Annotated in this window: 25 protein-coding genes; 6 read left to right on the forward strand and 19 right to left on the reverse strand. The window is 63.8% G+C overall.

Annotated elements, in window-relative coordinates:
• Positions 1-45 precede the first annotated feature (45 nt).
• From ABX74_RS23090 to ABX74_RS23110, 5 genes are all read right to left on the reverse strand, one after another.
• Positions 46-1,608, reverse strand: coding sequence for a uroporphyrinogen-III synthase (locus tag ABX74_RS23090; protein ID WP_003941969.1), 1,563 nt, complete (start codon positions 1,606-1,608; stop codon positions 46-48).
• Between the two features lie 60 nt (positions 1,609-1,668).
• Entirely contained in the window at positions 1,669-2,643 is a 975-nt protein-coding gene (gene hemC, locus ABX74_RS23095; protein ID WP_019744374.1) for a hydroxymethylbilane synthase, read from the reverse strand.
• Positions 2,640-4,001, reverse strand: coding sequence for a glutamyl-tRNA reductase (locus ABX74_RS23100; protein WP_019744375.1), 1,362 nt, complete (start codon positions 3,999-4,001; stop codon positions 2,640-2,642). The genes hemC and ABX74_RS23100 overlap by 4 nt, the downstream gene beginning before the upstream one ends.
• Complete coding sequence (locus ABX74_RS23105; RefSeq protein WP_021343418.1) at positions 3,998-4,861, reverse strand: redox-sensing transcriptional repressor Rex; 864 nt, start codon at positions 4,859-4,861, stop codon at positions 3,998-4,000. The genes ABX74_RS23100 and ABX74_RS23105 overlap by 4 nt, the downstream gene beginning before the upstream one ends.
• A 140-nt stretch (positions 4,862-5,001) precedes the next feature.
• Entirely contained in the window at positions 5,002-5,262 is a 261-nt protein-coding gene (locus tag ABX74_RS23110) for a glutaredoxin family protein (RefSeq protein ID WP_003941953.1), read from the reverse strand.
• Positions 5,263-5,462: 200 nt separating this feature from the next.
• Between ABX74_RS23110 and ABX74_RS23115 the strand changes: the two genes are divergently transcribed.
• Positions 5,463-6,458, forward strand: coding sequence for an HAD family hydrolase (locus ABX74_RS23115; protein WP_020968932.1), 996 nt, complete (start codon positions 5,463-5,465; stop codon positions 6,456-6,458).
• A gap of 39 nt (positions 6,459-6,497) precedes the next feature.
• On the opposite strand, the gene ABX74_RS23120 is transcribed toward ABX74_RS23115, so the two are convergent.
• The 7 genes from ABX74_RS23120 to ABX74_RS23145 form a co-directional block, all read right to left on the reverse strand.
• Complete coding sequence (locus tag ABX74_RS23120) at positions 6,498-7,535, reverse strand: lysophospholipid acyltransferase family protein (RefSeq protein ID WP_047889764.1); 1,038 nt, start codon at positions 7,533-7,535, stop codon at positions 6,498-6,500.
• On the reverse strand, positions 7,532-8,665 hold the full coding sequence (locus ABX74_RS23125) for an NAD-dependent epimerase/dehydratase family protein (protein ID WP_019744380.1): 1,134 nt from the start codon (positions 8,663-8,665) through the stop codon (positions 7,532-7,534). The genes ABX74_RS23120 and ABX74_RS23125 overlap by 4 nt, the downstream gene beginning before the upstream one ends.
• A gap of 237 nt (positions 8,666-8,902) precedes the next feature.
• Positions 8,903-9,004 carry a 30S ribosomal protein bS22 gene (locus ABX74_RS30035; protein WP_003402602.1) on the reverse strand — a complete coding sequence of 34 codons (102 nt, stop codon included), beginning with the start codon at positions 9,002-9,004 and terminating at the stop codon, positions 8,903-8,905.
• 244 nt (positions 9,005-9,248) lie between these two features.
• Positions 9,249-9,485, reverse strand: coding sequence for a helix-turn-helix domain-containing protein (locus tag ABX74_RS23130; protein ID WP_003941845.1), 237 nt, complete (start codon positions 9,483-9,485; stop codon positions 9,249-9,251).
• Between the two features lie 126 nt (positions 9,486-9,611).
• Positions 9,612-10,427, reverse strand: a complete 816-nt coding sequence (gene proC, locus ABX74_RS23135; RefSeq protein ID WP_019744381.1) for a pyrroline-5-carboxylate reductase — start codon at positions 10,425-10,427, stop codon at positions 9,612-9,614.
• Between the two features lie 34 nt (positions 10,428-10,461).
• Positions 10,462-11,307 (reverse strand): thioesterase family protein, encoded by an 846-nt coding sequence (locus ABX74_RS23140; protein ID WP_020906772.1) that lies wholly within the window; start codon positions 11,305-11,307, stop codon positions 10,462-10,464.
• A complete protein-coding gene (locus ABX74_RS23145; protein ID WP_029536759.1) occupies positions 11,304-11,972 on the reverse strand; it encodes a MerR family transcriptional regulator in 669 nt (222 codons plus the stop codon). The genes ABX74_RS23140 and ABX74_RS23145 overlap by 4 nt, the downstream gene beginning before the upstream one ends.
• A 150-nt stretch (positions 11,973-12,122) precedes the next feature.
• Between ABX74_RS23145 and ABX74_RS23150 the strand changes: the two genes are divergently transcribed.
• The 4 genes from ABX74_RS23150 (at position 12,123) to ABX74_RS23165 (ending at position 18,142) form a co-directional block, all read left to right on the forward strand.
• Positions 12,123-12,746 carry a TetR/AcrR family transcriptional regulator gene (locus ABX74_RS23150; protein WP_019744384.1) on the forward strand — a complete coding sequence of 208 codons (624 nt, stop codon included), beginning with the start codon at positions 12,123-12,125 and terminating at the stop codon, positions 12,744-12,746.
• Positions 12,747-12,905: 159 nt separating this feature from the next.
• Complete coding sequence (locus tag ABX74_RS23155) at positions 12,906-14,372, forward strand: wax ester/triacylglycerol synthase domain-containing protein (protein WP_030535507.1); 1,467 nt, start codon at positions 12,906-12,908, stop codon at positions 14,370-14,372.
• A gap of 3 nt (positions 14,373-14,375) precedes the next feature.
• Positions 14,376-16,712, forward strand: coding sequence for a glycerol-3-phosphate 1-O-acyltransferase (locus ABX74_RS23160; protein ID WP_047889765.1), 2,337 nt, complete (start codon positions 14,376-14,378; stop codon positions 16,710-16,712).
• Entirely contained in the window at positions 16,709-18,142 is a 1,434-nt protein-coding gene (locus tag ABX74_RS23165; protein ID WP_047889766.1) for an HAD-IB family hydrolase, read from the forward strand. The genes ABX74_RS23160 and ABX74_RS23165 overlap by 4 nt, the downstream gene beginning before the upstream one ends.
• Here the strand turns inward: ABX74_RS23165 and ABX74_RS23170 are convergent.
• From ABX74_RS23170 to ABX74_RS23180, 3 genes are read right to left on the reverse strand one after another with little or no spacing between them, the layout of a single operon-like run.
• The gene (locus ABX74_RS23170) at positions 18,122-19,006 is read right to left on the reverse strand and encodes a sugar phosphate isomerase/epimerase family protein (protein ID WP_020968928.1); all 885 of its coding nucleotides are present in this window, start codon (positions 19,004-19,006) and stop codon (positions 18,122-18,124) included. The two genes, ABX74_RS23165 and ABX74_RS23170, sit on opposite strands and share 21 nt — an antisense overlap.
• 7 nt (positions 19,007-19,013) lie before the next feature.
• Positions 19,014-20,132 (reverse strand): hypothetical protein, encoded by a 1,119-nt coding sequence (locus ABX74_RS23175; protein WP_047889767.1) that lies wholly within the window; start codon positions 20,130-20,132, stop codon positions 19,014-19,016.
• The gene (locus ABX74_RS23180; RefSeq protein ID WP_003941975.1) at positions 20,132-21,082 is read right to left on the reverse strand and encodes a Ppx/GppA phosphatase family protein; all 951 of its coding nucleotides are present in this window, start codon (positions 21,080-21,082) and stop codon (positions 20,132-20,134) included. The genes ABX74_RS23175 and ABX74_RS23180 overlap by 1 nt, the downstream gene beginning before the upstream one ends.
• A gap of 66 nt (positions 21,083-21,148) precedes the next feature.
• On the opposite strand from ABX74_RS23180, the gene ABX74_RS23185 reads away from it, so the two are divergent.
• The gene (locus ABX74_RS23185) at positions 21,149-21,934 is read left to right on the forward strand and encodes a hypothetical protein (protein ID WP_003941928.1); all 786 of its coding nucleotides are present in this window, start codon (positions 21,149-21,151) and stop codon (positions 21,932-21,934) included.
• A 99-nt stretch (positions 21,935-22,033) separates the two neighbouring features.
• Here the strand turns inward: ABX74_RS23185 and ABX74_RS23190 are convergent, their stop codons facing one another.
• The 4 genes from ABX74_RS23190 to ABX74_RS23205 all read right to left on the reverse strand — a co-directional run bounded on the left by ABX74_RS23190 (position 22,034) and on the right by ABX74_RS23205 (position 26,521).
• Complete coding sequence (locus tag ABX74_RS23190) at positions 22,034-22,723, reverse strand: response regulator transcription factor (protein WP_003942020.1); 690 nt, start codon at positions 22,721-22,723, stop codon at positions 22,034-22,036.
• The gene (locus ABX74_RS23195; protein ID WP_019744391.1) at positions 22,720-23,955 is read right to left on the reverse strand and encodes a sensor histidine kinase; all 1,236 of its coding nucleotides are present in this window, start codon (positions 23,953-23,955) and stop codon (positions 22,720-22,722) included. The genes ABX74_RS23190 and ABX74_RS23195 overlap by 4 nt, the downstream gene beginning before the upstream one ends.
• A 162-nt stretch (positions 23,956-24,117) precedes the next feature.
• Positions 24,118-24,873: a phosphoglyceromutase gene (locus ABX74_RS23200; RefSeq protein WP_003941992.1), complete on the reverse strand. Its 756-nt coding sequence runs from the start codon at positions 24,871-24,873 to the stop codon at positions 24,118-24,120.
• A 46-nt stretch (positions 24,874-24,919) separates the two neighbouring features.
• Entirely contained in the window at positions 24,920-26,521 is a 1,602-nt protein-coding gene (locus ABX74_RS23205; protein WP_029254834.1) for an AMP-binding protein, read from the reverse strand.
• Positions 26,522-26,625 lie beyond the last annotated feature (104 nt).

Below are 26,625 nucleotides of genomic sequence, written 5' to 3' on the forward strand. Positions count from 1 at the left end.
GAGTGGTTGAGGAGTCCACAGACTCCTCAACCACTCACGGGTGCGCTAGCGCCTGCGGGACTTCTTGCGCGGCGGCGGCAAAGCACCTTCGGCACGCAAGCGAGCTGCGTGCTCGGCGAGAGCCTCCACCAGCGGTCCCACCTGCGAGGTCTCGGGCTGCACGTCGACGCGCAGACCGAACTCGATAGCGGTTTCGGCCGTCTTCGGGCCGATGCACGCGACCAACGTGCGGGCGTGCGGCTTGCCGGCGATGCCGACGAGGTTGCGCACGGTCGAGGACGAGGTGAAGCAGACGGCGTCGAATCCACCGGTCTTGATCATCTCGCGGGTCTCGGCCGGCGGCGGCGCTGCCCGGACGGTGCGGTAGGCGGTGACGTCGTCGATCTCCCAACCGCGTTCGCGCAGGCCCTCGGCGAGGGTTTCGGTCGCAATGTCCGCCCGCGGCAACAGAACCCGGTTGACCGGATCGAAAACGTCGTCGTACGGGGCGAATTCGGCCAACAGGCCTTCGCTGGACTGCTCACCGGTCGGGATCAGCTCGGGGTTGATGCCGAACGAGCGCACCTTGGCTGCGGTTGCTTCACCGATGCAGGCGATCTTCACACCGGAGAAGGCGCGAGCGTCGAGGCCGAACTCCTCGAACTTCTCCCACACTGCGCGAACAGCATTGGTGGAAGTGAAGACGACCCACTGGTAACGACCGTCGACGAGGCCCTTGACCGAACGCTCCATCTGAGCCGGGCTGCGAGGCGGCTCGACGGCGATGGTCGGAACCTCGATCGGGATCGCTCCGTGAGTGACCAGACGGTCGCTCATCTCGCCGGCCTGATCCTTGGTGCGCGGCACGAGGACGGTCCAGCCGTACAGTGCGCGCGATTCCCACCACGACATCTTGTTGCGCTGCGCGACAACCTTGCCGACGGTGACGATGAGCGAACCCACCAGTTCCGATCCGGCTTCGTTGAGCGTCGCGAGAGTTGCCTCGACGGTTCGCTGCTGACGAGTGGTGCCGCGGACGGTGATGGCAGCAGGCGTCTGCGGAGCCAAGCCGTTCTCGACCAGCGCGCTGGCGGTCTCGGCGAGATGTCCCGACGTCGCGTGCAGGACAAGTGGTCCCGGTGCAGCGGCCAGAGCAGCCCAGTCGACTTCACCGCGAACGTCGGCCTCGGTGTGACCCGAGCCGAGAGCCATACCGGCGTAGCTCGGCACTGCCGAACCGGACGGAAGACCGGGGAGAACCTCGAACTGAACCTGGGTGCGGGCCACCGCGGTGACCTCTGCGATCACGGAATCCGTGGTCAGCGGGTCGCCGGAGACCAGACGCACGACGTCGTGACCGTTCTTGGCCTCGTGCACCAATGTCTTTGCAACCTCGGCAGGCTCACCGAGTGCCGGACGCACGTCCGCGATCAGCTCACCGGTCTCCTCGTCGCGGCCCATGTCGATCCCGACGAGTGCGACGACGCCCTTGTCGACATCCGGATCGGTGAATGCCATTGCGGCGCCGGTGAGGACGTCACGTGCGCGAACGGTGAGCAGGGCGGGGTCGCCCGGTCCCGATCCCACGAACAGGATCCGTCCGGGAGTGTTCTTTCGGACTCGGGTCATCGGTGATTCTCCAGTGCGCTGTATCGAAATGGGAACTTGGTGCAAGTGCAAAGTGGGGCGTCAAACATCGGCTGCCTCGCCTGTAGTCACGTTCATCAACTCGCGGGCGCCGAGTTCGAGTAACTCGCGCGCTACCGCTCGGCCGAGTTCCTCGGCCTTGTCCGGCGCACCGACGGCGCCGGTACGGATGACGTCCGAACCGTCGATGGCGGCTGCGCAGCCGCGTACCGACAGTTCGTCGAAGATTCTGCCGTCGTCGTCGAGGGATTCGACGATCTCCGCGATCGCTCCGACCGGAGCGGTGCAGCCCGCTTCCAGCTCGGCGAGAAGTGCACGCTCGGCAGTGACTGCCGCCCGTGTACCGGCGTCATCGTGCTCAGCCAGGATCGCCGCCAATTCCGCATTGGCAGAAAGGCATTCGACGGCCAGAGCGCCCTGCGCCGGAGCGGGGAGCATCTGGACGGGCTCGATGTTCTCGGTGATGAGATCGAGCAGACCGATACGGGACAAGCCGGCGCGAGCGAGGATCACGGCGTCGAGTTCACCGGATTCGACCTTGCCGAGACGGCGTTGCAGGTTGCCCCGCAACGGCACGATGTCGAGGCCGAGCCCGAGTGCCTTGAGCTGCGAAACACGGCGGGGCGCCGAGGTTCCCACCTTGGAACCGGCCGGAAGCTCCCCGAGGACCAGACCGTCGCGGGCGACGAGCGCGTCACGCGGATCCTCACGAGGCGGAATCGCCGCGATGACGAAACGCGGATCCTGCGCGGTCGGTAAGTCCTTGTAGGAATGCACAGCGACGTCGACGCGGTTGTCCAGCAAAGCTTCTCGAAGCTCTGCGGTGAACACTCCGACGCCGATCTTCTGGACGGGATCGGTGGACTGGTCGCCCTTGGTCTTGATGATGACCAACTCGGCGGGATGTCCCGCTGCAATGAGGGCATCGCGCACGGTACCGGCCTGCGTGGTCGCGAGAAGACTTCCGCGAGTGCCGATCCGCAGCGGGCTCCCCGATCGAGGGGTGGTGACGCTCATGCCTGCAGGTCCCTTCCAGTGCGGTCGCCGTCCACCAGGTCGGTGGGTGTGGCCACGGCCGCGGGAGATCCGGGGCTGAGTTCGAAGAGTTCGCGCAGCGCTGCTGCGTAGGAGTCGCCGCCGGGGGCCGACGCCAGTTGCTTGACGCGCACGGTCGGGGCGTGGAGAAGCTTGTCCACGACGCGTCGCACGGTGCGTGCAACCTCGTCGCGCTGCGGATCGTCCAGGCCGGGCAGACGCGAATCGAGCCGCATCAGTTCGGCTTCGACGACGTCGGCGGCGCGCTGACGCAAAGCCGTCACGGTCGGAGTGACCTCGGCGAGGCGCTGTCCGGCAAGGTAGGTCGCAAGTTCGCCGGCGACGATGGTGCGTGCGGCATCTGCGTCGGAAGCGGCTGCGCCTGCCGCCGGATCACGCTGCAGCGTCTCCATGTCGAGAACGGTGACACCCGGCAGGCCGGCGACGGCGGGATCGATGTCGCGCGGCAGCCCGAGGTCGCAGATGACGAGGTGCTTGGTGTTGTCGCGATCGGGCTCGGCGAGTGCGCGGTGCACATCCGCCAGGGTGACCACTGCCCCGACCGCGCCGGTACAAGTAACCATGACATCTGCCTGCGCCATCGCGGCCGAAAGCTGGTCGAAGGCAACACCGTCGGCGTCGACGCCGTTGGAGCGTGCCGTCTCGGCGAGGTGCTCGGCGCGTTCCTGTGTCCGGTTGACGACGACGATGCGTTCGATTCCGGCACGAGTGAGATGCGCAACCGACAGACCGCCCATCGAGCCTGCTCCGACAACCACGGCAGTGCGGCCGACGAGGCCGCCCTCACCGATGATGCCCGCTGCACGATCGAGAGCCACGGATACGACTGATGCTCCGGCTGAGTCGATTCCGGTTTCGGAATGCACTCGCTTGCCGACGCGCAGCGCCTGCTGAGCCAGTTCGTGGACGACGCGTCCGGCGGCCTGCTGCGCATCCGAAGATGCGTAGGCCGAACGGATCTGGCCGAGAATCTGCTGTTCGCCGATCACCATCGAATCGAGGCCACTGGCCACGGCGAAGAGATGTTCGACCGCTGCTTCGCTGTAGCGGACGTAGGCGTGAGCGTGCAGCGCCGTCAGGTCGAGACCTGAATGGTCGGCGAGGATTTCACCGACCTCGGTGAGCGCACCGTGGAACGCGTCCACCACCGCGTAGACCTCCACCCGGTTGCAGGTGGAGACGATCATCGCTTCGGAGATGTGCGAAGACGCCAGAAGCTTGTCGATCAGCTTCGGACGATCGGTGTCGGTGACAGCTACTCGCTCGAGCACCGGGACGGGCGCGGTTCGATGCGAGACCCCGACAAGCAGAACACTCACGGCGCGATCACTGATCCGTTTCTTGTCGAACCTGCTCCGACCGGAGCGGGTGAACTGGTGGATGGGACTGACGAAGCGGATGCGGCGTGAGCCACTCGTACTCGCGGCGCGCTGGATGCCTGATCGGCATTGCGCGCACTGTTGAAGGAGAGAACCTGCATCTCGACGGCGAGATCGACGCGTCGCAGTTCCACGTGATCGGGAACGTCGAGGGCGATCGGCGAAAAACTCATGATGCAGCGCAGTCCGGCGCTGACGAACTGGTCGCACACGCCCTGAGCGGCCTCGTCCGGTGTGGAGATGACGCCGATGGTCGCATTCAGTTCACGGCAGGCGACGGTCAGTTCCTCGGTGCTGCGCACGACGAGATCCCCGACTCTGCTTCCGATTCGATCTGCGTCACTGTCGAAGAGTCCGACCATCTCGAAACCGCGGCGGCTGAATCCGCCGTAGCCGACCAGCGCCTTGCCGAGGTTTCCGACTCCGACGAGAACGACCTTGTGCCCACGATCGAGTCCGAGTGCACGCTCGATGCGGATGCGGAGCCTGTTGACGTCGTACCCGACGCCGCGGACACCGTTGGGTCCGAGGAACGACAGATCCTTACGCAACTTCGCTGATCCGACACCGGACGCCTGGGCAAGTTCCTCGCTCGAGACGATGGAGGTACCCCGGTCGGACATCACTCCGAGGACCCGCAGGTATGCGGCCAAGCGCGTCACCGTAGCCTGGGGGATGACGCGATCCTGAGCGATCGAGTCGGTGACAGAAGAGCCCGCAGCGCCGGTGACGCGCTGAGCCACAGGCTCATGCGTCTGGTGCGGTTCGGTCACGTCGCTGGCTCCTCGTCCGGTCGACACGACTGTCGACCTCCACGATGCTCCGGGGGAATGTTCACACCACGGTAACCGCTTGTGAACCCATGCACAAAGTTGCTCGAGACGGGTTCGATGTGCCGTTCACCTGCAAAGCGGCTCCGCGGACAACTTTGAGGGTTGCCTTACTTGCGTAAATCGTCACGAAGGCGCTCTTCGTCAACTTCCCAGTAACCGTGCTCGCGTCCGTCGAGAAGAATGACCGGCAATCTGTCTCCGTACTCCGCTCTCAGCTCTGGATCCGTCGCGGCAGCTTCGTCTACGTCAATGCACGTCAATTCCAGCTCGAACTCGGAACAGACCCGTCGTAGTACCTCCGCCGCGCCGACACAGGACGCGCATCCTGCGCGTGTCAACAGGGTCACTTCATGCGTAGCTGCAGTCATCGACGCATACCTTTCTTCTACTGGGACGCCATCTACTTGATCGGTCGAGTGTGCCTCCGGAGCCCCACTCGGTACCAAATCGGCGGAGAGGAACGTCACACACCACAGGGAAGGTCACCATCCAACCCATCGGGCCTCATCGCGGAGGATAGGCTGACTCGAAGAGTTCTCTGCTCGAGAATGCAACACGGGAGGTGCGGGTGCCTGCGCGATCACTACCGAACGGCTCCGGATTCGGATCAGGGCTTGCCGGGGTCATTCTCCCCGGACGTCGCCATGTGAAGAATCCGCTGGGCCCGAGTGAGTCGGAAGTTCGAGCCAATCTCGCCGGCGAGGCGAGCGCTGATGCAGCTCTGGCATTGCACGAAGCTGCCAACCCCACAGAACCGGAAACCGGCGAAGAGCCCCCGGCCGTTCCGCGCGACCTCACGGCCGCCGCATTCTTCGACGTCGACAACACCATGGTGCAGGGTGCATCGATCATCCACTTCGCCCGTGGTCTCGCTGCACGCAAGTATCTCAAGACCTCGGATCTGGTGGATTTCGCGTGGAAGCAGATCAAATTCCGAGTCACCGGCCGAGAAAGTAGTGACGACGTCGCGGAAGGCCGCGAGAAAGCACTGTCCTTCGTGGCCGGTCGATCCACCGCCGAACTCGCCCGCCTCGGCGAGGAGATCTACGACGAGGTCATCGCCGACAAGATCTGGCCAGGCACGAGGGCGTTGGCCCAGATGCACCTCGACGCCGGACAACAGGTGTGGTTGGTGACGGCAACTCCGGTCGAACTGGCTCAGGTCATCGCCGAGAAACTGGGACTGACCGGCGCCTTGGGCACCGTCGCCGAAAGTGAGGACGGAGTCTTCACCGGCCGACTCGTCGGCGACATCCTGCACGGAATGGGCAAAGCACACGCCGTACGGACGCTGGCGGTGCGTGAAGGCCTCAATCTCAAGCGCTGTTCCGCCTACTCCGACAGCCACAACGACGTACCGATGCTCTCGTTGGTGGGGACACCGGTGGCGATCAATCCCGACGCAGACCTTCGTGAACTCGCGAAGAACCGCGGTTGGGAAGTTCGTGATTTCCGCACCGGACGAAAGGCCGCCAAGATCGGCGTTCCCACAGCGCTGGTGCTCGGAGCGGTCGGCGGTGCGCTCGCGGCGATTCTCGCCAGGCGCAAAGAACAGAACGCCTGAGCGGGTTCGGTCCGGATCGAGAAGCGATCCGGACCGAACTCAGCCGAGAAAGACGTTGCGCCGCTTGGCCAACAACCGATAAAGCGTCTGCTGAATCGTTTCCCGGACGTGGTCCGTGACCTCGAACAGGACCATCGGATCGTCGGCTGCACCGCTCTCGAAGGTGTCGGTGACGATCGGCTTTCCGAACTCGATGTACCACTTCGACGGCAATGGAACCAGGCCGAGTGGCCCGAAGTGTGGAAACAGCGGTGTCACCGGGAAATACGGAAGACCGAGAACGCGTGCGAGTGTGGTGAGATCACCGATCTTCGGATAGATCTCCTCCGAGCCCACGATCGAGCACGGAATGATCGGAACACCGGTTCGCATTGCGGCCGACACGAAGCCACCACGCCCGAACCGCTGCAACTTGTACCGCTCACTGAACGGTTTCCCGATGCCCTTGAATCCTTCCGGGAACACGGCCGCGACTTCACCGTCGTTGAGCAGACGCTCGGCGTCGGGGTTGCACGCCAACGTATGGCCGGCTTTGCGCGCCAGTCCGCCTACCACCGGCATTTCGAAAGCCATGTCCGCAGCCAACATTCGCAGTGGACGATGCGCCGGATGATGATCGTGCACGGCAACCGACGTCATCAGCCCGTCGAGTGGGATGACACCGGCGTGATTGGCAACCACCAACGCTCCCCCGGTGAGGGGAATGTTCTCGATCCCACTGACCTCGACGCGGAACCATTTCTCGAACAACGGCCGCAGCACGGGCATGACGACGTTGTCCGCAAAATGCGGGTCGAATCCGAACTCGTCGACCTCGTAGTCGCCGGACACCCGACGCCGGAAAAATTCTGCTGCCGAGGCGATCTGGTCGACGATCGCCGACCTGGCCGCATCGACGAACGTGCTCTCACCACCATGGTCGGCCGCCGACGGCACTCCGGACGGATGTCGACGCTGACTTTGTTCACGGATGTCACGCTCCACGCCGGTGGCGGACTCACGCGAACGCGAAGCTTCCGACTTTCCGGTGTGAGTTGTGCTGGGCCGCAGGGGAATTACCTTCGCCACGTCAGTCACCCCTTCACCGCACTTCGTCCCGACAACGGCATGTGCATCACGTCTGCACTTACGCTCGCCTCGGCAGTGTCACCGCCGAGGATGGTGGTCAACGCATTCTCTGCCCGATCGATCCACTCGGACTTGATGATCCGGCGCGTCTGCATCGCACGCATGAAATCATCGAGTGCCTGCATGGTGGTCCATCGCGGCTCGAACCCCAGCTCGCTGCGCATGCGAGTGGTGTCGAGACCGCAGCCGAACCGGAAGTACTCGAGTTGCTCGTCGGTGTAGAGCCTCATGGACGACCCCACCAACGCGCTCCCGACACTACGGAACAGAGCGAGCGGCATCGGAACTTCCACCCTGCCTGCCCGGCGGATAGCCTGCGACATCATCACCACTCCGTCGCCGGCGATGTTGTACGTACCCGAGGCGTGGCCGATGGTCGCCTTCTCCAACGCTGCGAGCGCATCCTCGACGTGGAGCAATTGCAGACGCGCGTTGCGCCCGACGATGGTCGGCACGAGCGGGGCGGTGACGTAGTGCCCGACAGTTGCAGTCAGCTGAGGTCCGATCAACGGCGCCAACCGCAGAATCCCGACCGAGATGTCCGGGCGCCGACGCCCCATCCCGCGGAGGTATCCCTCGATCTCGAGGCTGTCGCGGGCATATCCGCCCGGCGGCCGGCGGCGCGCACTCATTTCTTCGGTGAACTGAGCGGGATCCTTGGCACTGCACCCGTAGACGACCGAAGCCGAGCGCAGGACCACCTTGCGAACCGTCGGAGCTTTCTGGCAGACCGCGAACAGTTGCATGGCGCCGATGACGTTCATGTCCTTCATCGCGGCGCGACTGCCGGCTTTGGGGGCTTTCTGAAGCGTCGACGCGTGCACGACGGTGTCGACCTCGGCGTTTCGGATCACTTTGCCGATCAGCGGATTGCGGATGTCTGCTCGCACGAATTCCGCGCGGCCCATTCTGCGCATCATGTCCTTGCTCGGACTGACGGCGTCGACGGCGATGACACGCTCGATCGACGGATTCTGCGCAAGCCTGGTAACCAGGTAGCCGCCGAGGAATCTGCTCGCCCCGGTCACCAGTACGACGCGAGGCGCCGTTCCCCCTGAAGTGTTGTCACCTTCAACCACCAAGTACCCCCATATCCAGTAGAAACGCGCTCTGCCGAAGCGTTCCTCCCGCGATTTTCCCCCACTTTACGGGCAGAGGGGGTCCCGCGCTGACTACCCAAAATTCGGCCATTCAAGACAAACCGCCCAGACAATGAGACGGCCGACACATCTCTCCCCTGAGATACGTCGCCCCGCCCCTGAAATACATCGATGCCCGCCACCCCGGAAGGGGCGGCGGGCATCAACAGGTACTGCTTATTTACCGAGTTTCCTGCGCTGTACTCGGGTACGACGAAGCAGCTTGCGGTGCTTCTTCTTCGACATGCGCTTGCGACGCTTCTTGATCACTGAACCCATAGCGGGTGTCCCTCACGTTCTTCTCTAGCGTTCCTGCGCACGCCGGTCACGTACGCCTGCGCCAAGCAATTGGCGCCTGGCCCTCGTTTTAACTAGCTCAGCGCCTTACGACACCAGCTTGCTGGTACGACAGTGACTCATCGTACCGGTGTGGTCTCACTCGGCATAAACCGAGCCTCCGGCACAGCAACCGCTGTGCCCGCGACTCGGCTCACGCCGAGGTCATCCTCTTCGAACCGGCTGGTCAGCCGGCATCGAAGTACGAGGTTTCGAGGTAATCGTGTACCGCCTTCGCGTGTACACGGAACGAACGGCCCACTCGTACAGCGGGCAATTCGCCACTGTGTACCAACCGGTACACAGTCATTTTCGACACCCTCATCAAAGTTGCTACCTCAGCAACAGTGAGGAATTGCGTGCCGGCCACTGCCGGCTTTCCGTCGTGGGACGAACCCATGGACGGCTTGTTTGCAGACACCATTAATCCACATACCTCCAGCACGACTCGCGCCGCCGGCTTCCCCTCCGGCGGAACAGACACGTACGTACTAAGTCGAGCTTAGCTGTACTGGTGGGGTTAAAGCGACGGGTGTGGCTAAACGGACGACTATTCCGCAGCTGAACCCATCGCGGCCGAGCGCGACTTGGCGGCATCCAAGGCATCGAAGAACGCCGTCCGCAGGCCGCCCGCTTCGAGCTGACGCAGTGCCGCAGCCGTCGTTCCACCCGGTGACGTCACCGCGGCGCGAAGATCCGTCGCACTGTCGCCGGTGCGATCGAGCATCGCTGCGGAACCGACCATCGTCTGCACCACCAATTCGGTAGCGACCGGGCGCGTCAGGCCGAGACCGACTCCCGCGTCGATCATCGCTTCGGCAACCAAGAAGAAGTAGGCCGGGCCGGAACCGGAGACAGCAGTGACCGCGTCGATCTGCGATTCGGGAACCGTGACCACCTTGCCGACGCTGCCGAGGATGCCGCGTACGAGCTCGAGATGCTCGGCCTTGACGTGCCGTCCGGGCGAGAGAACGCTCACGCCCTCCCCAACCAGCATGGGGGTATTCGGCATGACGCGGATGACCGGGAACCCTGCGGGCAGACGCGTTTCGAAGAACCCGGTCGGGATACCCGCCGCAAGGGAAACGATCAATTGCTCGAGGTCGCCGTCCAGATCGACCTTCGTCAACGCGGTGAGCGCCGATTCGACGTCGCCGGGCTTGACCGCGATGACGATGACGTCTGCGCCCTCGGCGGCGTCGGCGATCGTGCTGACGCGGATGGAGTATTCGGCGATCAATTCGTCTGCGCGAGGCTGATACTGCTCGGCGACAACCAGATCCTTGATGGCGTGGCCGGCCTGCAACAGCCCGGAGATCAGCGCCTCGCCGATCTTGCCGCCACCGATAATCGCAATTCTTGTCATGGCGAACAGCCTGCCACGGCCGCAGCGATCGACCCTAGCGGGGCATCATCGCCAATTGACGGCTCTGTACGACGACTGCGCCCGTCGAATCGAGAACAGCATGATCCTCTTCGAACCACGTGCTGCCCAGAACATCCGAGCTTGCCCGCACGCGAAGCCATCCCGGCGTCGGCAGTCGGCGCAGGTACGTCGTCAACTGCACGGTCGGCGCCCACCCGAACAGGCCGCGGTTCATCGTCACGGGCGCGCTGATGTCGCCCGCCATGATCGCGAACAGCACAGCGGTGTCGATGTCGTTCTCGTCCTCGGGTCGAGGACGAACCCACATCCTGACCTCGGCCTCGCCTTGGCTGCCGGTCAGGAAGTGCGCCGAGGTGGTGTCGATTCGCATGTCGCAGCCCTGCCCGACGTGCACGACCTGCGCCATCGGGTGATCGCCGATGACGGCCACCGCACTCTCCGGCGGTTCCGGTGACATGTCGTCGATCGACGAGGCAGTGACGAAAGTGGGGTCGCCGTCATCGGGGAATCCGAGCGTGACCGCCGCGCGAACAGCGCTGCGTCCCGCCTGGCTCAACTCGACGTCGAACAGCGCGACCTGGCGTCCCTGCTTTCGGACGATCACCTCCAGTTCGACTTCACCGGGGTCGGGGGCGGACAGATAGTTGGCGCTCACCGCGAGTGGCTGCATCTTCAGAAGCGAATCGTTCTCACCTGCGCCGTCTCGCAGACATTGACGCGCGGCAGCGGCGCACACAGCCATCATGGAGCCGCCGTGCACTTTGGGCCCGATGGTCCAGATCGGATCGATCGTTGCGGTGTATCGCCCGTCGCCGAGCGAGGTGAGGCGATTGAGATCTTGAAAGGGGCTGGTGCTCATCGATTTTCCTGTTCGGTGCTTTCTCGGTGCTGCGGGAAATGTCGTGCGGCAAGGTCTTGGTGCGCCAGGCGTCGCAATGCTGTCAGGACGGGTTCGTACATGGCGGTTCCGAGGACTGCATAGCGAATGCCGTCCTCGGTCGAAGCGGCATGGCGAACGCCCTCCTTCGTCGTACTGGTGGGCATCAGCTCGATTTCCACTTCGGCAATTCCTCGGATGTGGTCGCCGTAGGCGCGCAATCGCTCGTCCGAGAGGCTCAGTCCGGCATCCTCGAGACCGATCAGTGCACGCTCGAGGTGAGCAACCGCCACGTACCTCGGCTCGTAGACCTGACCGAGAAACTCCAGAACCTTGCGAGCTCTGGGGAACTGTTGATCCGGCACCGGATCGACGTAGGGCGGCAGTTGCGCGATCGCGCGACCGAAAGTCTCGAATTCGGATCGCTCGTCACTGTCCACCAATTCGAGCACCGCACGAATCCGTGGAATCGCGAGTCCCGCCCCGGCCAGCGCCCTGATCAACGCGAGTCGCCGGACGTGCTGTTCGCCGTACCTCGCTCCCGTCGCGCTGGTCGGTTCACCAGGCATCAGCAGACCTTCACGGAGGTAGTACTTGATCGTGGCCAACGCAACGCCGGACTGTGCGGCCAATTCGGAAACCTTCACCGCTCCTCCGTCCAACTCGCTCGGGCCACCACTGGATAGTGATGCTATCCAATGGTGGCCGAGCATCGGTAGGCAGGACACGCCTTGCGCTAGGGTTGAACCTTCTCTGCGCACACCACCAGAAATTTCCGAACGGAGCGAACAGGCGGAATGACGGATTTGCAGTCGGGGGCTCAACCCGACGAACAGTGGCGCATCGTCGAACCACTGACGCTGACTCCCCTGCTCACCGCCGCACTCGAGGTCTTCCACGAACTCGGCTACCACGGAGCGTCGGTTCGTGACATCGCAAAACGCGCCGGCGTCACCGTGCCGACGCTGTACTACCACCACGGCAACAAACAAGGCATCCTCGTCGCGCTGATGGAACCGGGCATCGAGAACGTCACCGCACGCGCGAGCGCTGCGGTCGACGCTGCCGGACCGTCGCCGACGGCACAGTTCGGCAATCTCGTCGAGGCGTGTGTTCTGCACATGACCAGTCGCTCCGACATCGCGTTCCTCGATTCCGAACTGCGGTACCTCGAGGACGCCGAACGAAAGAGCTACGCCGCCAAACGAAAGAAGCTCGAGAATCTACTCGTCGACGTTTTGACGGCAGGCGTCGACAGCGGTGAGTTCACGGTCCCGGACATCACCGGAACGGGCCGCGCACTGCTGGGCATGTGTCAGTCCGTCGTCCTCTGGTATCGACTCGACGGACCGCAGACTCCGCGCGAAGTCAGTGTTCTCTACCGCGAGATAGCTCTGAAAGCCGTCGGCGTCACTTCGTGAACGCTGGTCGAATTTCCAGGCATGTCCGATTAGCCCTTAACTGACGAACGTCACACCTGTCGGCTGACACCGAAACCGGGACGCGCCCACTGTCACGGGTCCACACTTAGAAGCAGAGATGCGCGGGGTGGATCCGCAGACCGAGGGAGTTCTTGACGTATGGCCAACAGCAATCCATTTGTTCCTCCGAGCGCGGTCGACGTCGACCTTTCCGCGGTTGCCTGGGGGGCGAACCGCACGATGTCCGACTTCGAGACGGGCATGTGGCGGATGGAAGAGGCGCAGCCGCAACTGCGCTCACCGATCGTTGCGGTAGAGGTTCTCGATCGAGCTCCGGACTGGGATCGACTTCTCGACGCAGTCGAGTGGGCATCACACGTGGTTCCGCGTATTCGTATGCGCGCGGTGGAACCGGCGATGCAACTGGGCAATCCGGTGTGGTCGGTTGATCCCGAGTTCGACATCGGCTACCACCTACGACGCGTCCGCTTGCCCGCACCGGCGGACTTCGATCACGCGCTGCGCATGTGCCGTCACCTTGCGACCGAACCTTTCGACAAGGCTCGGCCGCCGTGGAGCGCGCTGCTCATCGAGGGTCTCGACGACGGTCGTGCCGTGTTCGTGGTCAAGACTCACCACTCCATCACCGACGGCATGGGCGGCATCCAGATGATGACGCTGCTGCACAGCAGGCGCCCGGATCCCACTCCGAACAAGCCCGACCGCACACCGCCGGCTCCGGAGCACCTGTCGTCGGTAGGCGCCTTCGGCGAGGAGGTCGTCAGCGAGATCCGGCGTGCGCCCTCCCGTATCGCCAAGCTGGTTCGCGGCGCCACCAATGTTGCGACCACGGCGATCTCGAGTCCGTTCAGCACGGCTTCCGAGGTCCTCGGGTACGCCAATTCACTCCGCAAGATCGTCACTCCCCCAGCTCGTTCCGGTTCCCCGCTGCTCCACGATCGTGGTCTCGGACGGTGGTTCGGAACTCTCGAAGTGGGTGTTCCCGAGCTCAAGGCCGGCGCAAAAGCTGCCGGCGGCTCACTCAACGACGCTTACGTCGCCGCGTTGCTCGGCGGCTTCCATCGCTACCACGAAGCCTTCGGACAATCCGTCGAGAGCATCCCGATGGGTATGCCGATCAGCATGCGCACCGGCGCGGATGCCAACGGCGGCAACCGGTTTGCAGCCGTTCGCTTCAACGGCCCGGTCGCCGAAACGGATCCGGCCAAACGCATCAGGCAGGTGCGAGAAATCGTTCTGGGTCTGCGTGAGGAACCCGCGTTGGACGCTCTCGACGTCGCCGCCCCGATCCTCGCTCGCCTGCCGAATTATCTACTCGCGAACTGGTATCTGTCCCAGTCGACAGGACTGGACCTGCAGGCTAGCAACGTCGCCGGCGTACCGGTACCGGTCTATCTCGCCGGAGCGAAGATCGAGCGGATGTTCCCGTTCGGCCCGGCGCCCGGTTGCGCGGCGATGGCGACACTGGTCTCCCACGTCGGGGTGTGCTGCATCGGAATCAATCTCGACACCGCCGCGATCACGAAGCCCGCGCTGCTGATGCAGTGCTTGCAGGAGAGCCTGGACGAGATCGTGGCTCTCGGAGTCACAACGGAAGGTGCGTGAGTCATGAGCGAGAACACGACCAACCCGCGCGTGTACCTCACCGAAACCATGACAGAGGCCGAAGCCGGCGTGCTGCGAAAGTGGCTTGCCGACAAGGCAACCTCATCCGAAACTCGGCCGGTCACCGTGAACATCACCGACAAGACCCTTGCAGAACTGGCGGCACGGACCGACGACCCGATGCTCGCACCGCTTCGCGTGGTGTGGATTCCGGACACCCATACCAAACACAATGTCGCGGTGCGACTGCGTGATGCGCTGGCACCACGCGATCCCCTCCACCCCGGACGCGGTGCGCAACGCAGAACCCTGCGCACCGACCCCTCACGGTGCCAGGTCATCGAAGGTGAACCAGCACCACTGAGCGATCTCGAGCGTCGCCTCGAAAAGAGCGGTGGCGGTTCACTACCCGAGTTCATCCGACGGCAGGCCGCCCTCGCACTCGAGCGCGCCGAATTGGGCCTTCTGGGTGGCCAGTACAAGGTGTCGCGGTTCGTCGTCGACGAGATCACCGACACCCGCCGGTTCACCACCGAGGTGATGGCTTTGGCCGACCGGTTGAACATCGCCGTCGCCGAAGTCGACCGCCGCGCCCGTGAAGCTCTCGAAGAAATGGTTGCCACCCAGAGTCGCCAAGCCATCGCGGTGTGGGATCGCCTGGGCCGCTACTTCGCTCGCGCCTACAAGCTGGACGTGGACACGAGCCGCTTCGAGGAACTCCGTGAGCTGAACAAGGAACACTCACTGGTCTTCCTCCCGAGTCACCGTTCGTACCTCGATCCCCTCGTCCTGCGTCCGGCGTTGATCGCGAACGGCTTGCCGCTCAATCACGTCATGGGCGGCCTCAACATCAGCTTCTGGCCCATGGGCTCGATCCTCAAGCGCAGCGGCACCGTTTTCATTCGTCGAAGCATCGGCAACGACGAGGTCTACAAGTGGTCGATGCACGAGTACATGCGCTACCTGCTCACCAAACGCTTCAATCTGGAGTGGTACATCGAAGGTGGACGCGGGCGTACCGGGAAACTACGCCCACCGCGCTTCGGTCTCCTGACCTACCTGACCAAGGCCTTTCAGGTCAGCGGCGCATCCGACGTGTACCTCGTCCCCGTCGCGCTGAGCTACGACCAGCTCTACGAGGTCGGGGCAATGGCTGCCGAGGCACTCGGCGCCGAGAAGACACCGGAAGGCCTGCGCTGGATGGTGGGTTACGTACGCGCACAGGGAAAACGCAACGGCGTCGCGCACGTGACCATCGGCCGGCCGCTCTCACTCGCGGACGCACTCAGCCAGGAAACCGATCAGCGCCTCGCCATTCAAAAGGCCGGCATCGAGGTGTGCCACCGCATCAACGAGGTCACACCGGTGACCGTGTCTTCACTGGCAATGTTGGCGTTCCTCGGAATCGAAGACCGGGCGTTGACAGTTCGTGAACTCACCGCGATTCTCACGCCGCTGTTCGGATACATCACCGCGCGAAATCTTCCGATCGCCGGCGACGTCGAACTGTCCGATCCGCGTGTCATCGAGAAGGCGTTGCAGACACACGTCGATTCCGGTGTGCTCGAGCGCTTCGATCGCGGCGGCGAGCAGGTCTTCTACCTCGGCAAGGACCAGCATCTTGTTGCTGCCTTCTACCGCAACAACACAATTCACTTTCTCGTCGTGCGCGCCATCACCGAACTCGTGCTCCAGGCAGCCGTCGAAGAGCGGTTCGAGGATCCCGTCGGAGACGGTTGGGCCGAGGCCAAGCGCATCCGCGACCTGATGAAGTTCGAGTTCTTCTTCAGCGACCGGGACACGTTCGAGCAGGAGATGCGAACCGAGCTGACCCTGATCGATCCCGAGTGGGAAACCGTCATGGCCGCCGACAATCGAACCGAGCACATGATCGAGACGGTGCGGCCGTACCTCGCGCACCGAGTGCTGCAACCGTTCCTCGAGGCGTACCAGGTTGTCGCCGATCAGCTTGTGCTCGCGCCGATTTCGACGTCGTTCGACGAAAAGTCCTTCATCAGCAACTGCATCGACGTCGCACATCAGCGTCGCCTGCGGCAGCAGATCGCCAGCAACGAATCGGTCTCCGGTGAGTTGTTCGCCACTGCACTGAATTTGGCGCGCAACCGTAACTTGATCGAAGTCGACGACGACGGAGTCCGGGCCAGGCGCCTGGCGTTTGCCGCGGAGATCAAGGTCCAGGTCGAACGTCTGCGCCATATCCGAGCACTCGCGCACGCACGGCTCGATCAGGTGGCCATGCCCGTGCCCGACGCCGCAGCAGTAGTGACCATTCCAGAAGCAAACCGAGCGCCCGCCGAGAACGAGGAAGTAGGACTGTGACCGGACTCGAGCGTCTGCACTCCGCCATCGAAGCCGCGCCTCCCGGGCCCGGAACGATCGCCGCCTTCGACCTCGACGGCACGTTGATCAGCGGGTACTCGGCCAGCGTTGTGTACCGAGACCGCCTGCGGCGCTTGGATATCAGCGTCGGCGAATTGTTGCGCACCACCGGCGCCGCGATCGACACCCAGTTCCGTGGCGCTGATGTCGGAGCGCTGATGGACATCGGCGTTCGCGCCCTGGGCGGCCGTACCGTCGAGGAACTCAACGACTGGGGCCGACGGCTGTTCAAGCAGGAGATCGCCGCGATGATCTACCCGGAAGCCCGTGGGCTACTGGCGGCGCACCGGCGAGCCGGCCACACGATCGTGATGGCCACGTCGGCGACTCCGTTCCAGGCCAAGTACGTCGCCGAAGATCTCGACATCGAAGACGTGCTGTGCACCGAACCCGAAGTCGTCGACGGCATGCTCACCGGCGAACTGTCCTCGCCCGCTCTGTGGGGGCCGGCCAAGGCCAATGCCCTTGCGGGCTATGCCGAGAAGATGGGCGCCGACTTGAGAAACGCGTTTGCGTACTCCAACGGTGTCGAAGACGTCTTCATGCTCGAGGCCGTCGGGCGACCTGTCGCGTTGAATCCCGATCGTGGTCTGGCCAGGATCGCGTTGCGCAATCACTGGCCTTCGGTCAGCCTGCGTAAACCGCAACGAGGCGCAACGCCGATCTCGACGATCCGAACGGCGACCGCCATGGGCGCTCTTGCTGCCACCGCCGCCCTCGGCGCGTCGGCGGGCATCGTCACCGGCAACCGTCAACTGGGTGCGAACCTGGTCGGCACCTACGGCCCCGACATCTCGCTCTCACTGCTCGGCATCGACGTCGAGATCGACGGCGAACACAACGTGTGGGACCACCGCCCAGCGGTGTTCATGTTCAACCATCAGAGTTCCCTGGACATGTTGGTCCTGGGCACCGTGATCAAGCGTGACGTGACCGGCGTCGCGAAGAAGGAAGCGGCAAGCGATCCGCGGTTCATGCCCGTCGGTGCACTGCTCGACGTCGCCTACATCGACCGCACCGACACCACAAAAGCGAAGGCTGCGCTACAACCGGCAGTCGACAAGCTGAAGAATGGTGTCTCGATAGTCATAGCTCCGGAGGGCACCCGTTCTCCGACGCCACGCCTGGGCCCTTTCAAGAAGGGCGGATTCCACTTGGCGATCCAAGCCGGTGTGCCGATCGTGCCCGTGGTGATTCACAACGCGGGTGAACGGATGTGGCGCAATTCGCTTGTCGCCCATCCAGGCCCGGTCTACGTTTCGGTCCTCGATCCCATCTCGACCGAAGGCTGGGAGACCAAAGACCTCGACGCACACGTCGAGAAGGTACGCGCGCAGTTCGAAGCTGCGCTACTTGCCGGCCACCGCTGAGCGTGCCAGGTGCTCGCGTGCAAACGCGAGCGCCTGCGCCAGCATCGACGACCGCTCCCGCCGGGTGCGCGCGTTCTGCGTGTTGATCTCGATGACAGCCTGGCCGCTGAATTCGCTCGCAGCCAATTGCTGACACAACTCCGCGCACGGCTGTGAGCCATGCCCCGGAATCAGGTGCTCGTCCATCGACGCCCCGCGACCGTCGGCCAGGTGCAGGTGCTCGAGCCCCTTGCCCATACGGGAGGCCAACTCCAAGGCATCCATGCCCGCCGTCGCGGTGTGCGACAGGTCGAGTGTGTAGTGAGCGTGATCGGAATCGGTCGGGTCGTACGACGGACTGAACGCGGACAACGCTGCCCCCGGACCACCACGTTTACGCAGCCGCTCCGCGGATTTGTCCTTGCCACCGAAGAAGCTGTCGGCGCGCATGGGGAACATGTTCTCCACCGCCACCACGACGCTGCTCTTCGATTCGAGATCGACAACCTGTTCCGCGAAGCCTTCGGCGTACTTGCGCTGCCACCGGAACGGCGGGTGGACGACCACCGTCGACGCTCCCAAGGTTTCGGCAGTGCGTACCGAACGCTCGAGCTTCTCGACCGGATCGGAACCCCACACGCGCTGCGAAATCAGCAGACACGGCGCATGCACGGCCTGCACCGGAATCGCATACTTGCGAACGAGGGCAGCCACAGCACCGATGTCCTGACTCACGGATTCGGCCCACACCATCAGTTCGACACCGTCGTATCCGAGATCAGCGGCGTAGCGAAATGCTGCTTCCGTGTTCTCCGGATATACCGAAGCCGTCGACAAGCCGACAGCGATCGGCCGACGAACCATGCGCTGCGATCCCCCGATCATCGTCCGATCAACCCGAGGTCAACAAGAACGCCAGTGGACCGAGCGTCACGATCATGCCGACGACCACCGCGATCACGAAACTCGTGATGTCGTCCGTCTTGCGCAGAACCCGCACGACGGCCACCAAGCCGACGATCACGATCAGCGCGAGCACCAACGCCACCCACGGCAGCATGTCCCACAGCTTCTCGAAGCCCTTGAACATCGCGCCGCCGACGATCAGTGCAACAACCACCTGACCGGCAAGCACTGCCCATTCACGGATCGAGTTACGCTCGCCTGCCTCTTCCGCTACCGGTTCGGCTTCGACATCGGACTCCGCGGCGGCACTGGACTTTTTTGCACTGTCATCGACTGCCGACGCCTTGACCAGATCGACAACGGCGGTCGATTCGGCCTCGCCGGCATCCGCGTCTGCGATCTTGTCGATCAGTTCGGTGCTCTCTTCCGGCGCGGCCGGAGCAGGAGCGGTCGGTGCAGGTGCCTTCACGACAGGAGTGGGGACACGCGGCGGCAGGATCGGCGGACGCAACGACGGCGACTGCGTTGCAGCGCGCTCCTGACGCATCAGGTCGCCCGCCAGGGTCTGACCTGACAGCAGTGCTGGTTCCTGCGTTACCTGCGTCGGTGACGAGGAGTTGAGCGGTGTCCGGCTCACCCACTGTCCGGGCGAGGACTTCGAGGTCTGTCCCGGCGATGGCGTGGAAGTCGGCTTCGGAGTGGTGACCGGCGGTGTGGCAACCGGCTTCGACTCGGCCTTGGGTGCCTGCGGCTCGTCATCGTCATCGTCGTCGTCGAACGAGACGGCGAAGGCGGCGGTGCGGTCGGCGGGAACCTTCGGTGCCGGTTCGGCTGACTTGGCGGTTTCCGCGACAGCCTCGGCCGGCGCAGAAGATGCAGCGTTTTCTGGCGCAGCTGCTTCAGGCTGGGCTGCTGGTTCGTCCGACTCTGGCTCGGCGGCCGCGCGCGATCCCGACTGGCGAACGATCGGGATCTCACCCGTCAGTTCGGCGACGGAGATGCCACCGGCTACGCCGCGCCGACGTCGTCCACCTCGGGATTCGACGCTCTGACCGTTCCGCTTGAGCAGTTCCGCTACGGAAATCTGCTGACTGTCCTCGGTCATCAAGCACTCACCACCAATTCACCGCCCATTTCTGTGTCGAGCTTTCGCAGAATCAGACCCTCACGCAGTGCCCAGGGACAAATTTCCAGTTCGTCCACTCCGAGCGCCCGCATGGTTGCCTCTGCGATGAGCGCGCCGGCCACAATCTGCTGTGACCGATCCGAGCTCACTCCTTCCAATTCTGCACGGTCCGCTGCCGTCATCCTGGATATGAAGGCTATGAGTTGCCTGAGTCCGCTGGAAGTCAGGGTCCGTTTTGCCCGGGGGCCTGCGGCAGAAGGGGCCGCGCCGGTGAGCCGAGCCAACGATCGGAAGGTCTTCGAGGTCCCGACCGTGCGGTCCCAGTCGCCGGCGGCGCGCAGTTCCTTGGCTGGTCCGACCAACTCCGCGTCCAGCCAGTCGCGCAATACAGCGACCCGGCGCTTGCCCGGCGGATCGGCCTGTAGCCAGTCGCGCGTCAACCGTCCCGCACCGAGTTGCAGTGAGAAGGCGACGTCCGGATCCTCGTCACCGCCTGCGGTGAGTTCGAGCGAGCCGCCGCCGATGTCCAGGTTCAGGATGCGTCCGGCGCTCCAGCCGTACCAGCGGCGCACGGCAAGAAAGGTCAGGCGGGCTTCGTCGACCCCGGAGAGAACCTCGAGATTGACTCCGGTCTCGGCGCGGACGCGGGCGAGCACAGCTTCGGAATTGTTGGCGTCACGGACGGCGGAAGTGGCAAAAGCCATCATTTCCTCGCACCCGGACGTCTTGGCGATACCGGCGAATTCGGAGACCGTCGACACCAACCGATCGGCCCCTGACGTGGTGATATCGCCGCGGTCGTCAGTGTTTTCTGCCAGCCTCAACGTGGACTTGGTCGAGCTCATGGGTGTTGGGTGGCCGCCCCGATGGGCGTCCACAACCAATAGATGGACGGTATTGCTTCCGACGTCGAGTACCCCTAGTCGCACATCGCCACGTTACTGGGTCTACCGTCGGCCCTTGTGACAGCAGGTAACCCAGACCGGTCCCACAAGATGACTCCGAGCCCCGAGGTCGATCTCGATTTCCCGCGCGAATGGGTCGAATTTGTCGATCCGGACAACTCCGAGCACCTCATTTCCGCTGATATGACGTGGTTGCTCTCGCATTGGACCTGCGTGTTCGGCACGCCGGCGTGTCAGGGCATCATCGGCGACCGCCCGGACGACGGCTGCTGCTCGCACGGCGCTTTCCTCTCCGATCAGGAGGATCAGGACAAGCTCGATGCGTCAGTGAAAATGCTCACAGCCGAAGACTGGCAGTTCATGGAAAAGGGTCTCGGCAAGAAGGGCTACGTCGAAGAAGACGACCTCGAGGACGAGCCCGCGCTGCGCACCCGCCGCTACAAAGGTGCATGCATCTTCCTCAACCGGCCGGGTTTTGCCGGCGGCGAGGGCTGCGCACTGCATTCCATGGCGCTCAAGAAGGGCATCGAGCCGCTCGAGGTGAAGCCGGACGTGTGCTGGCAGCTACCCATCCGCCGCACCCAGGACTGGGTCGACCGGCCGGACGGCGTTCAGATCCTCAAGACCACGATCACCGAGTACGACCGCCGCGGCTGGGGTGAGGGCGGCGACGACCTCGCCTGGTACTGCTCCGGCTCCCCCGACGCTCATGTCGGGGAGCGGCAGGTCTGGCAGTCCTACGGGCCGGAACTGACAGAGCTTCTCGGAAAGCGTGCGTACGACGAGCTGGCTCGCCTCTGCAGGCGTCGCGCCGGCCTCGGCCTCATAGCAGTCCATCCGGCGACCACGATCGCTCAGAACAAAGCTCAGGGCTGACTCCACGTAGACAAAAAGAATTCAGCCGCTCACACGATCGTGTGAGCGGCTGAATTCTTCTCGGCATTCGTCTCGATATTTCTTCTCGACGAGGTTCGATCACGCTTCGAGCTTGTAGCCCAATCCTCGGACCGTGACCAGGTGTTCGGGCTTGGCCGGATCCGATTCGATCTTCGAACGCAACCGCTTCACGTGTACGTCAAGGGTTTTGGTGTCACCGACGTAGTCGGCGCCCCAGACGCGGTCGATCAACTGTCCACGGGTCAGCACCCGGCCGGAGTTGCGGAGCAGGTACTCGAGGAGGTCGAACTCCTTGAGCGGCAATGTCACCGGGTTTCCAGCGACCTGCACGACGTGACGCTCGACGTCCATCCGTACCGGTCCGGCCTCGAGCACCCCATTGTCGGAGGCGAGATCCGCCTCGTTCTCCACCCCGCGACGCAGCACCGCACGGATGCGGGCAATCAGCTCGCGCGCCGAATACGGTTTGGTCACATAGTCGTCCGCGCCGAGTTCCAGGCCTACGACCTTGTCGATCTCACTGTCACGCGCCGTCACCATGATGACGGGAACGCCGGAGCGCGATCGCAGCGCCTTGCAGACGTCGGTGCCACTCATGCCGGGCAGCATGAGGTCGAGCAGGACGATGTCCGCTCCGGAGCGATCGAATTCCGCCAACGCCGACGGTCCGTCGTTGACGATGGTGGTCTCGAAGCCCTCCTTGCGGAGCAGGAACGCCAGCGGGTCCGCCAAGGACTCCTCGTCCTCCACGATCAGCACACTCGTCATCGTTTGGCCTCCATGCCGTTTTCTCTACTGCCTTGTTCTCGTCTGCCGATCCGCGTGGAACCGGCGGTTCCCGCGTCGTCAGAGTCGATGTCGTCGTCCGACTCCACGTGTGCCGGTATCTGCAACGTGAAGGTAGACCCTGTTCCCGGTTTGCTCCACAGTTCGATGGAGCCGTTGTGATTGGCCGCGACGTGTTTGACGATCGCCAGCCCCAGACCGGTTCCGCCGGTCTGCCGTGACCGCGCCTTGTCCACGCGGAAGAATCTCTCGAACACTCGCTCCTGGTCCGCTTTCGCGATGCCTTCTCCTCGGTCGGTGACTGCGATCGCGACATTGTCGCCGCGTACCGACCGACTGACGGACACCGGAGAACCCTTGGGCGAGTATGCAATAGCATTCTCGATGAGGTTGGACAATGCTGTGACGAGGAGAGTCTGATCCCCGAGTACTTCCAGCCCACTCGGATGGTCGGTGGTGACGGTGATCCCGGCGGCCTCGGCCGACAGATTCGACCTCGACAGTGCCTCGGACACCACGGTGTCGACGTCGACCACGTCGAGATCCGGCAGCTTCTCGGCGCCCTGGAGGCGCGAGAGTGCGATCAACTCGGTGACCATCTTGCCCAGACGAATCGACTCGCCCAGCACCCGTTCGCCGAAGTGCCGCACCGATTCCGGGTCGTCAGCAGATTCGAGCAATGCCTCCGCGAGCAAACTCATCGCGCCGACCGGCGTCTTGAGTTCGTGGCTGACGTTCGCGACGAAATCGCGTCGCGTCGCCTCCATGCGGACCTGCTCGGAATCGTCGTCGGCGAACAGGACCACGAAATTGCGATCGTCCTTGCTGAGCAACCGGGCCGTGCCACGTACCGCGATCTTGTCGCGGCCGCGCTGAGCGGTCTGCGCCGTCAGATCGACCTCGACGGCTTGGCCCGTCCGTAGAACTTCTTGAGCAGCACGCCAGGCTCGCTCGTCGACCAGACGATTCTTGACGAGGCCGAGTTCCTCGGCGCGAGGGTTGAAGAGCACGACGTCGTGGAAACCGTCGACGACGGCGATACCGCTTTCCGAAGCCAACACGATGAGGTCGAGAACCTGAGACATCGTGAGCCCGGTCTGTTCGTCCGAGCGCTGACTCTGGCGCGACGACAGCCTGGGTACCAGCACCCCGCCGACGAGGTAGCCGACCAAGCCGGCGACCACGACCAGCAGCACTGCAATCACGACACTCACGGCGCAATCGTACGTTCGCGCGAAGTGTCGGTTACGGCGGGTTCGGACGTTCCCGCCCGCGTAATCCGCCAGGTGGACGGCGTTGGTTCGTCGTTCATCTGTTGTTGGCCGAGGCCCCCCGAAAACACTGTTCGGGGGGCCTCGACGCACATCATCGGGTTGCTACTTTCCGCCCTGATTCGCCACCGCGGCGGCGCCGGCAGCTGCGGCCTCCGGATCCAGGTAGGTGCCGCCGGGATTGAGCGGCTTCAGGTTCTCGTCGAGGTCGTAACGCAGCGGGATTCCGGTCGGGATGTTCAGGCCCGCGATGTCCTCGTCCGAGATGCCGTCGAGGTGCTTGACCAATGCACGCAGCGAGTTGCCGTGTGCAGTGACCAGCACGTTCCGGCCGGCGAGCAGCTCCTGGGAGATGGTGTCCTCCCAGTACGGGATCAGACGCTTGACGACGTCGAGCAGGCACTCGGTCAAGGGAACCTCGTCGAGGTTCGCGTACCGAGGATCGGTGTCCTGGCTGTACTCGCTGCCGGCTTCGATGGCGGGCGGCGGGGTGTCGTAGCTACGACGCCAGAGCATGAACTGCTCGTTTCCGTACTCTTCCTTGGTCTGCGCCTTGTTCTTGCCCTGCAGAGCGCCGTAGTGGCGCTCGTTGAGACGCCAGTCGCGCACTACCGGGATCCAGTGGCGATCGGCGGCGTCGAGTGCGAGGTTGGCCGTGCTGATCGCGCGGCGCAGCAGAGACGTGTAGAGAACGTCGGGCAACAGGTTGTGCTCGGCGAGCAGTTCGCCGGCGCGCTTGCCCTCGGCCATGCCCTTGTCTGTCAGGTGTACGTCCACCCAGCCGGTGAACAGATTGAGTGCATTCCATTCGCTCTCGCCGTGGCGGAGCAGGACCAGGGTTCCGATACTCATGGCGTTCATCCTGGCACGAGTACCGGAACCCTTCTTGATCAACCCTGTCCGGAAATCAGCTCGGGGCTACTTCCGCAGTTCGCAGATCCTTGCGGAGGATCTTTCCGGCCGCGGATTTCGGCACGGTACTGATGAACGAAACCTGGCGAACCTTCTTGTGCGGCGAGACTCGCTCGGCGACGAACGAGATCACGTCGGCTTCGGTCAACTCGGCGCCGTCCTGGAGCACGACGAATGCCTTCGGGACCTCTTCGCCCTCGGCGTCGAGCACGCCGATCACGGCGGCGTCGGCGATCTGCGGGTGGGTCAGCAGCAAAGCCTCGAGTTCCGCCGGGGGAACCTGGTAGCCCTTGTACTTGATCAGTTCCTTGAGGCGGTCGACGATCTTGACGACGCCGTCGCCGTCGACGGTCGCAATGTCACCGGTGTGCAGGTAACCGTCGTCGTCGAGGGTGTCCTTGGTGGCCTGGTCGTTGCCGAGGTAGCCGAGCATGATGTTCGGGCCCTTGCACCACAGTTCGCCGGGCTCGCTGACGCCGTCCGAGCCGAGAGCCGGGTACGCGACCTCTTCGCCCGTTCCGGGGTCGACGAGCTTGCATTCCATGTTGGCGATGGTCGGACCGCACGTGTCGAGGGCGATGTCGTCACGATCGAAGGGGATCGCGTGCGAGACCGGGCTCATCTCGGACATGCCGTAGCCCTGGCGGACGTGGCAGTTCAACCGGTCGGCGACGGCCTTGCCGAGCGCCGCGTCGAGCGGGGCCGCACCGGAGAAGATGGTGTGCACGCTCGAGAGGTCGTACTGATCGACGAGCGGGTGCTTTGCCAGCGCGACGGCAACGGGCGGTGCGACGAAGATGTACGTCGACTTCTGCTCGGCGACGATCCGCAGGAACTCGACGAGATCGAACTTCGGCATCGTGATGAGGCTCGCGCGGCGGTAGAGCGCAGCGTTGAGCAGGACAGTCATGCCGTAGATGTGGAAGAACGGCAGGACCGCGAGAATCTTGTCGTCGGTCTCGATGCCCATCCGCGGAATGATCTGGCAGACGTTGGCCACGAGGTTCCGATGGGTGAGCATGACCCCCTTGGGTCGGCCGGTGGTGCCAGACGAGTACGGCAGCACCGCGAGCTGGGTGGCCGGATCGAAGGAAACCTCGGGCGCCGCTGCGCCCTCGCCGAGCAGATCTCGCAGCGACAGATGGCCTTCGGCACCGTCGAGCACGAAGACGTTCTCAGCCGGGATACCGACCAGGTCAGCAGCTGCCTTTGCCTGCGGCAGGAGCGGCGAGACGGTGAAGAGGAACTTGGCCTTGGAATCGGTGAGCTGCTTGGCGATGTCCTCGGCGGTGTAGAGCGCGTTGATCGTGGTCGCGACGCCACCGGCACGAAGGATGCCGTGGAAGACGGAACCGAAGGCCGGGACGTTGGGCGAATGCAGCCCGACCACGTCGCCGACGGCGAGTCCGCGCGCTGCGAGAGCGCCTGCAACGCCGTTGATCTGTGCGATCAGCGAAGCGTATGTGGTGACTGCGCCCGAACTGCCCTCGACGAATGCCGTCTTGTCGAGGTCTGCGGGGTCGGTATTTCCGAACAGGAAGTCGTAGACGCTGAGGTTGGGGATTTCAACGTCGGGGAACGGACTCTTGAAGCTCACTGTGCTCCTCGAAAAGTTGCGCGGCGGGGTGGTGTGACCAACTTACTGTGACTCACGGGAACAGTATTATTCCGTGACGACAGTCACAAGTAAAGGTCACTTTA

It is taken from the genome of Rhodococcus sp. ARP2 (assembly GCF_001029585.1).
Taxonomy (GTDB): Bacteria; Actinomycetota; Actinomycetes; order Mycobacteriales; family Mycobacteriaceae; genus Rhodococcus_F; species Rhodococcus_F erythropolis.

What these genes read in the sequence shown, in the direction of transcription:
- ABX74_RS23175 (WP_047889767.1), bottom strand. Translation starts at nt 20,132, where the DNA reads ATGACCGAGGACAGTCAGCAGATTTCCGTAGCGGAACTGCTCAAGCGG.
- ABX74_RS23110 (WP_003941953.1), bottom strand. Translation starts at nt 5,262, where the DNA reads ATGACTGCAGCTACGCATGAAGTGACCCTGTTGACACGCGCAGGATGC.
- ABX74_RS23150 (WP_019744384.1), top strand. Translation starts at nt 12,123, where the DNA reads ATGACGGATTTGCAGTCGGGGGCTCAACCCGACGAACAGTGGCGCATC.
- ABX74_RS23090 (WP_003941969.1), bottom strand. Translation starts at nt 1,608, where the DNA reads ATGACCCGAGTCCGAAAGAACACTCCCGGACGGATCCTGTTCGTGGGA.
- ABX74_RS23190 (WP_003942020.1), bottom strand. Translation starts at nt 22,723, where the DNA reads ATGACGAGTGTGCTGATCGTGGAGGACGAGGAGTCCTTGGCGGACCCG.
- ABX74_RS23130 (WP_003941845.1), bottom strand. Translation starts at nt 9,485, where the DNA reads ATGGTGTCTGCAAACAAGCCGTCCATGGGTTCGTCCCACGACGGAAAG.
- ABX74_RS23140 (WP_020906772.1), bottom strand. Translation starts at nt 11,307, where the DNA reads ATGAGCACCAGCCCCTTTCAAGATCTCAATCGCCTCACCTCGCTCGGC.
- ABX74_RS23200 (WP_003941992.1), bottom strand. Translation starts at nt 24,873, where the DNA reads ATGAACGCCATGAGTATCGGAACCCTGGTCCTGCTCCGCCACGGCGAG.
- ABX74_RS23185 (WP_003941928.1), top strand. Translation starts at nt 21,149, where the DNA reads ATGACTCCGAGCCCCGAGGTCGATCTCGATTTCCCGCGCGAATGGGTC.
- ABX74_RS23160 (WP_047889765.1), top strand. Translation starts at nt 14,376, where the DNA reads ATGAGCGAGAACACGACCAACCCGCGCGTGTACCTCACCGAAACCATG.
- ABX74_RS23170 (WP_020968928.1), bottom strand. Translation starts at nt 19,006, where the DNA reads ATGATCGGGGGATCGCAGCGCATGGTTCGTCGGCCGATCGCTGTCGGC.
- ABX74_RS30035 (WP_003402602.1), bottom strand. Translation starts at nt 9,004, where the DNA reads ATGGGTTCAGTGATCAAGAAGCGTCGCAAGCGCATGTCGAAGAAGAAG.
- hemC (WP_019744374.1), bottom strand. Translation starts at nt 2,643, where the DNA reads ATGAGCGTCACCACCCCTCGATCGGGGAGCCCGCTGCGGATCGGCACT.
- proC (WP_019744381.1), bottom strand. Translation starts at nt 10,427, where the DNA reads ATGACAAGAATTGCGATTATCGGTGGCGGCAAGATCGGCGAGGCGCTG.
- ABX74_RS23155 (WP_030535507.1), top strand. Translation starts at nt 12,906, where the DNA reads ATGGCCAACAGCAATCCATTTGTTCCTCCGAGCGCGGTCGACGTCGAC.